The organism is Deltaproteobacteria bacterium (assembly GCA_026388545.1).
Lineage (GTDB): Bacteria > Desulfobacterota > Syntrophia > Syntrophales > UBA2185 > JAPLJS01.
Genome location: JAPLJS010000100.1, coordinates 1 through 6,683, shown reverse-complemented (window position 1 = coordinate 6,683; position 6,683 = coordinate 1). Strand labels below are relative to the sequence as shown.

8 protein-coding genes are annotated in these 6,683 nt (G+C 44.7%); 2 read left to right on the top strand and 6 right to left on the bottom strand.

Annotated elements, in window-relative coordinates; all coding sequences use genetic code 11:
• Positions 1-176: 176 nt before the first annotated feature.
• Together NTW12_11740 and NTW12_11735 are read right to left on the bottom strand one after the other, a co-directional pair.
• Positions 177-371 (bottom strand): hypothetical protein, encoded by a 195-nt coding sequence (locus NTW12_11740; protein MCX5847006.1) that lies wholly within the window; start codon positions 369-371, stop codon positions 177-179.
• Positions 358-843 carry a hypothetical protein gene (locus NTW12_11735; GenBank protein ID MCX5847005.1) on the bottom strand — a complete coding sequence of 162 codons (486 nt, stop codon included), beginning with the start codon at positions 841-843 and terminating at the stop codon, positions 358-360. Before NTW12_11735 ends, NTW12_11740 begins: the two co-directional genes overlap by 14 nt.
• A gap of 484 nt (positions 844-1,327) precedes the next feature.
• On the opposite strand from NTW12_11735, the gene NTW12_11730 reads away from it, so the two are divergent.
• Positions 1,328-2,611 (top strand): purine/pyrimidine permease, encoded by a 1,284-nt coding sequence (locus NTW12_11730; protein ID MCX5847004.1) that lies wholly within the window; start codon positions 1,328-1,330, stop codon positions 2,609-2,611.
• 56 nt (positions 2,612-2,667) lie between these two features.
• Here NTW12_11730 and NTW12_11725 read toward each other — a convergent pair whose 3' ends face one another.
• From NTW12_11725 to NTW12_11710, 4 genes are all read right to left on the bottom strand, one after another.
• On the bottom strand, positions 2,668-4,143 hold the full coding sequence (locus NTW12_11725) for an RNB domain-containing ribonuclease (GenBank protein MCX5847003.1): 1,476 nt from the start codon (positions 4,141-4,143) through the stop codon (positions 2,668-2,670).
• 267 nt (positions 4,144-4,410) lie between these two features.
• Positions 4,411-4,821 (bottom strand): hypothetical protein, encoded by a 411-nt coding sequence (locus tag NTW12_11720; GenBank protein ID MCX5847002.1) that lies wholly within the window; start codon positions 4,819-4,821, stop codon positions 4,411-4,413.
• Positions 4,818-5,213: a HEPN domain-containing protein gene (locus NTW12_11715; protein ID MCX5847001.1), complete on the bottom strand. Its 396-nt coding sequence runs from the start codon at positions 5,211-5,213 to the stop codon at positions 4,818-4,820. The genes NTW12_11720 and NTW12_11715 overlap by 4 nt, the downstream gene beginning before the upstream one ends.
• A gap of 187 nt (positions 5,214-5,400) precedes the next feature.
• Complete coding sequence (locus NTW12_11710; protein MCX5847000.1) at positions 5,401-5,601, bottom strand: hypothetical protein; 201 nt, start codon at positions 5,599-5,601, stop codon at positions 5,401-5,403.
• 404 nt (positions 5,602-6,005) lie between these two features.
• On the opposite strand from NTW12_11710, the gene NTW12_11705 reads away from it, so the two are divergent.
• Positions 6,006-6,683, top strand: a 678-nt coding sequence (locus NTW12_11705) for a DMT family transporter (protein ID MCX5846999.1), incomplete at its 3' end; no start/stop codon positions are given.

Here is a 6,683-nt window from a genome sequence, read left to right as displayed (position 1 = left end):
GTCTGGTAAAGACATCCGGCCGTACTAATCGCATAATTATTGGTTTTTCTGTCGGCAAGCTCTCGGTGGGAGAGTATATTGAAAATATCGGCTGAGGTCAAAAAGAAAAAGCCCCTGAATCAGACGATGACAGGGGCTTTTGTCAGAAAAAATTGGCACTTTACGGAACTTCTCAATTAATCATTCCCGATTTTCTGAGGCTTCACGAAGTTGTCATCCTTGGCGACGTTGAAAAACGGGCTTTGATCTACTTGGTGCTTGATATAGGCTAAGCGGGCGGCAGGGGACATGCCTTTCATCTCTTTTGACAATTGTTCCTGGATCGAACGTTTCATTAATACGCTATCCAATCCCTTTTTAATCTTTTTCATTTTCTTTCTCCATGATCATGACAACATCTTCCGGGGAAAGAATGACAATCATTCCATACCCATTCGCCATATTGATGCCATTGAACGATCTTATTTTAGCCGGATTCACCAGATGCTTGAAATTCCAGGACACGATGACATCGGCTCGTGCAATGGTTGCATGTGCCACATGCAGGGCATCATCGGCATATTTTTGAACAACAACCCCCGCATCTATATACGCCTGTTGAAGGTCCAACGCTTCTTTGGTCGCCTCCAATCGTTCCACATTCCCCCATTTTAACGTTGCCGACATTAAATTCCGGACTACTTCAGGTGCTCTGGCGAGTTCGGCAATCAATATATCAGAAATCAACGGAACGGCTTGTTTGGCCTTTATCGCCCTGAACAAAGCCTTTGACGGCTTTTTGAAATCCTCATCAAAGCAACCGCCGAAAACTGACGTATCAATATAAATCCGCAACTGTTTCATGTGCGTATTTTGGGATATAATTCAATAAAAGTCAAGTAATGCCTATTCATTCTTCTTTGGATAAACCAGACGGCTTTTAACGTCCCTAAACGGATTTTAACGGTCGAAAAGTTCAATAAAATCAGGTGGAATACGCTATTTTTCGGACTCTCACGCCGGAAACCGGGGTTCAACTCCCCGTGGGACTACCAAATAATATCGCGAGTGGTTATCAATTTATGGTAGCCCCTATTTTTGTTTGTGTGTCCCTCTTTTCCAAGAGCCTCAAACCCACTGCCAAATCATCGTCAATGTGCCAATTCGGCATAGTCCAGTGTAGCTTTGTTGCCATCGTCTTCCCCTTCATCCTTGGTGAATTCCCCTCTTACCATAGTGAATATTAACGAACACATCTGATACTTTGAAAATAATTAAACAACCTAAACCCTTTGATTATCCACATCATATCATGTATGTTCAACTATTATAAAAAGGATGTCCCTGAATGCAATTTAAATACGGACTTGATGAGCGGCCTCCCCTTTTGGAAACCATTCTTTATGGTCTTCAGTGGTTTGCCGTAACCATCCCGATCATTATTGTCATCGGGAAAATCACGGGAGAATTCCATTTTGCCGCCATCGGCGACCAGATGGTCTATTTACAAAAGCTAACGTTCGTCATGGCGGTTGCTCTTCTGGCACAGCTTATGTTGGGACACCGAATGCCGCTGATTGTAGGTCCATCGACAATCCTGCTTATCGGGATCATCACTAGTGCCGGACACCATGCCGATACGATTTATTCCTCCATCCTCTGTGGAGGGCTGATTCTTGCCATTGCCAGCGTGACTGGCCTGCTCGGTCGCTTGAAGAAGTTCTTTAGCCCCAGAGTGGTAGCCGTTGTCCTTATTCTGATTGCCTTTACGCTGGCGCCGACCATAGTGAACCTGATTACATCCGGTGTAGTCAAGGCGGGACCCCTGGCTCATATCATCTTTTCTCTGGTCCTGGTGTTCAGCATGTTTGCTGCTCATAGATTTCTCACCGGGGTCTGGAAATCCACCCTGATCATCTGGGCCATGATTGCGGGAAGTCTCGTATGGTTCATGATATTTCCGGAGACCTTCAGGACAGAGCACATCGCATACGCCAGCCCGGTATCCGGTTTCTTCAAACACATGACTTCAGGGCTGTCTTTTAATGCGGGAGTCATGATCTCATTTCTGTTTTGCTTTCTGGCATTATTTGTCAACGACCTGGGCTCAATCCAGTCCATGAATGAACTGTTGAAACCTGCGGATACAGGCGGGCGGATTAACCGCGGTATCCTGATCACAGGACTGTCTAATATCATGGCCGGTTTTCTTGGGGTGATCGGACCGGTAAATTTTTCTCTGAGTCCGGGTGTTATCGTTGCCACCGGCTGTGCATCCCGGATTACAATGATGCCAACCGCTATTCTGCTTCTTTTGTTGTCATTTTCTCCGGCAGCGATCGGTTTTATTGCCAGTGTCCCTTCCATTGTTATTGGAGCGATTCTGATCTATATCCTTTCGTCGCAAATAGCGACAGGTTTGATGGTGGCCTTTGAATCGATCAAGGAATTCCAGTTCAAAGACGGGCTCGTCATAGGATTACCGTTAATGCTGGCCACGATCATCGCCTTCCTGCCGGCAGACTTCCTTTATAGCTTTCCGTCAGTCTTGCGGCCTGTTCTCGGGAATGGTTTTGTGGTAGGGATTACCGCAGCACTTCTGATGGATCATTGGATATTCAAAAATCCATAATAGACTATTTGGCATATAAAATTGATGTTTCCTAAACCTGACATCCGATGAATTGATCAGCCAATTCTCTTGAAATCTATGAACCCCTGCTCAACATCGGTGTGAATCAGCCGCACTCGAATCCTGTGACCCACATCAACACTATTGAAACCCTGTACCAGTTTTCCTTCAATGGGAGGATGAAGAATACGGACCCACGTGCCCTTAGGGGCCGCACCGGTTACAATTGCATCGAAACGTTCACCAATTCTTGATTCTAAAAGAATTGCTGCAGCCGATTTGCTGACCTGTCGTTCCACTCTTTTGGCAGCATCTTCTCCCTCTGTGCAATGTTTAGCCAGAACTTCCAGTTCATTATTGCTATATGGCAGAGTTTCTTCTTCTATGGCCGTCTTCAATAAGCGTTGTGTGATAAGATCGATATACCGACGATTAGGGGCCGTAGCATGAGTGTAGTCTCTGACGGCAAGACCGAAGTGTCCCGGAGAGATGGTATTTCCCGGAATTTCTGCAACGTATTCACCGGCTCCCATCAGCTTGATAATTGCGAGTGAGAGGTCAGGAAATCTTAGTGGATCGGTTTCTTTCTCTTTCATCAAAAACTCATCCAGCACTTTTGCATCCGGATCATGAGGAAGCTTAAACCCACGTTCCTCAGCAAGATCGACAATTCGGTCCCATCGTTTCGGAGTGCGAACCACACGGCGAAGGGAAGGCAATTTTCTTGATGAAAGATACCGAGCGGTCACGCCATTGGCCGCTATCATAAAATTCTCAATAATGTCCTTGGCGCGGTTCTTTTTTTCTACTTCGAGGTCACGAAGTTCATCGCCTTCAAATATCGGTCTCACCTCAACAGTTTCAAGACTAAGCGCTCCGTGAGTGTGCCGGAGACTTTTCATGCTTTGTGCCACCCTATCCTGCATGCGCAAATTCTCGGCAAGTCCATTTACGGCAGTAATAGCCTCAGACACAATTTCTTTCCCTTCCAGCCACGCTGCAACACTATTATACGCGAGTTTTGCATGATTGCGGACATGGGCCCTATAGATATCCGACGCTTTCAGAGAACCGTCTAAACCAATCACCATTTCGATGACAATTGCCGGTCGATCCTCATTAAAATTCAATGATGTGAGATCGGTAGAAAGTTTTTCGGGAAGCATCGGGAATATCTCAGCGGCTGTATATACAGAGGTTGTATTGTGTTGTGCATGATCATCAATCGCTGACCTGCTCTTAACGATCGAGTCGACATCAGCCACTGCAACAAGAACCTTTACTTCATCTCCGTGCATCGCCTCGGCAACAGTAAGCTGATCCAAGTCACGTGAATCATCATTATCAATTGAAGCCCATAAAAGATTCCTATGGTCACGAACCTGTTCACTGTCAATTGTTGCAGGAGCATGGATCTTGTCAAGTTCAGCGAGTGCATCACCAGAAAAGTTAGGGAGCAATCTTTTCTCAAGCATCACTCTCTGGGCGATTCTCTGTAGAATAGAACGGTGCTGTTTATCGGTCGACCTCATTTTCTGCTTCCTTTCCTTTTTCTTGCCGGCATACAGTTGTGACCTTCCCCAATATTTGTACCATAATTAAAGTCAGAGTTCTGCTTTTTTTCGATCATTCCGTGAAATGTTTTATGAGCGGGCTCAATAACGAATACAAGATGTCAGCAAAGATGGGCGGTTGTTGATGCTGCCTACAAAGAAAGGATGCTTGGTTTGTGCAGTGCCACTGATCACGATTTGAAAGAGAGCAACACCGGCGATAACCTGCATATAGGAGCGATGTTTCTATCTGGCCGTGTCGATGGCATTGTTAGGTGCACTATTCGTACGCCTTCGCGATGTGATTAAATACATATGCTTTATTTGCAGACCAAAAAAATTGCTATCTTGGATTTCTGCTACTCCGTGTTCGACGTGCATAGCTCTTTGAAATACCTCTAAAGCCGGGTTACTTTCATCGATGATTGCTATGCGTGACAGCTTCAACAATTGTTCCTTTGACAATGTTTTTTGTAATGTACTGGCGATGTATTTGAGGGCCGTTTCTTTGTCCTTCTCAATCCACACGGCGGCAACAACAAGATCCCACTTCCCGGGAGCATCTTCTCTAAGAAAAAGCGCAAAAAGATCAAATGGCCCTTTTTCTTTGGCCATAATTTCTTCTTGTTGTTTTAGTATTTCTACTGTTTCTTTCATAGCTTTGCCAACAGTGAAGTAGCAGACGAAATCATTAAATGTGCGTCAGATGAAGATGCGTTACCTATGGGGTTATACCTTGATTCTGGATCCCACACTGCAACAGCAGACCATTCTGCAAAAAGATTTGTTTTAATACGATCCTCTATTCCTGTAAGGTGTAACAACACATCAAGATTATGAGTTTTAAAGCTAAGATACTCTTTAAACTCTTTATTGGTTGAAGGAAATCCCGGCCATTTCAGTGTCCTGCAGATACGAGCCTTTAATCCAAGCTCTACCTCATAGCCGCAAAGATAGATCGCCCCCTCATACCTCCGAGAAGCAGCAAGCACCTCAGCATCCTTAAGCCGAGCTTTGGCGATTTTCTTAATTTCCTTTTTATCTATCATCGCGCTTTCTTAATTCGAGCAGGGAAAAGGGCTCATATCTTGCAAAGCAACATTTGCTATGGAGGAAAAAGGGACGGTTTTACTATTATCCGTGAATATTTAATTAGAAGTGTCTCCTATAAGTCTCCGAAGCTGCTTGATGTCGGAGTAGCCCTCCGATTCCCGTGCGTCGAACCTGTGTTTTCGCTCACTTCCGGTCGATTTTGATATTTCCTTTGCTGCCACTACTGGAGACTGCGAGCATGATGCCAATACCGATCGCGATCACCACTCCGATCAAGGTCCATGTCGCACCGATGCTGGCCAGAACACCCATTTTCCAGAGCGCGGCGAGAAGGCCACCCATCAAGATAACATAACCAAGAAGATACATACCTGTCCATTTCATGACAAACCTCCTGATGAGATTAGACCTTTATCATGCACAAAACTAGTCCGAACCCCATCATTCCGCAACCGCTGATCTGAAACTATCGGTAAATTCGGGACAAGTGCTGTTTGATAAAAACTTCCTTTTTCGTGGAGGGAGTATAAGAAAAACGGTCTTGTGTGTCAATGGAATAATACCCATAAATGTGGGGTGTGATTCTGGTGATCATGAAAGGGATATATCAGGGCGGCTGTCCTTTTAATACATGAAATCACTTTTAGTCGATTCACCCATCATAAATGCCTTTTTGATCACAATTCATGCACAATTCAGACAGACCTCTCCCACACACTTATTCTGCCGATCTGGTTGATAATAGGAAGTAGTTGAATATCAGACCTAATTCAGATAAATGATTCAACATGGAAAATGTATGGATACTGCTCGCGTTGATTGCCGCCCTCACTGGTGGAACCACGGATGCCCTTACAAAGAAGGCTTTACAGCTTCATGATGAATATACAGTCGCATGGTTACGCCAACTGGTTGTTGTCCTGCTTCTATCGCCATGCCTCTTCTTTATTCCAATCCCGGCACTGGATGGAGATTTTTATCAAGCGTTCTTCTCCGCATTGCCTTTTGAAGTAATTGCATATATCTTTTACATGAAAGCAATTAAAATATCCCCCCTCAGCCTTACGGTGCCGTTTCTGTCTTTAACACCTGTCTGTCTGATCATTATACCTTACATCATGTTGGGAGAATTGGTGTCTTTCTGGGGTGGCATCGGCATACTGATGATTGCTCTCGGAAGTTATACTCTGAATCTGAAAGAAATGAGCAAAGGATTTCTGGAACCGCTTAAGGCCATCGGAAAAGAAAGAGGTTCCGTCCTTATGATCATCGTCGCCATCCTTTATGGATTCACCAGTACTTTTGGTAAACATGCTCTTAACCATTCATCCGCACTTTTTTTCGGGATTACATACAATTTGGCATTTTTCATTGTGCTAAGCCCGGTCATTTTCAAGGTTGGCAAAATCTATTCACATGGTCGCATCTGCAAAGAGTCTTTGAAAATCTCTGTTCTCCCCGGAATC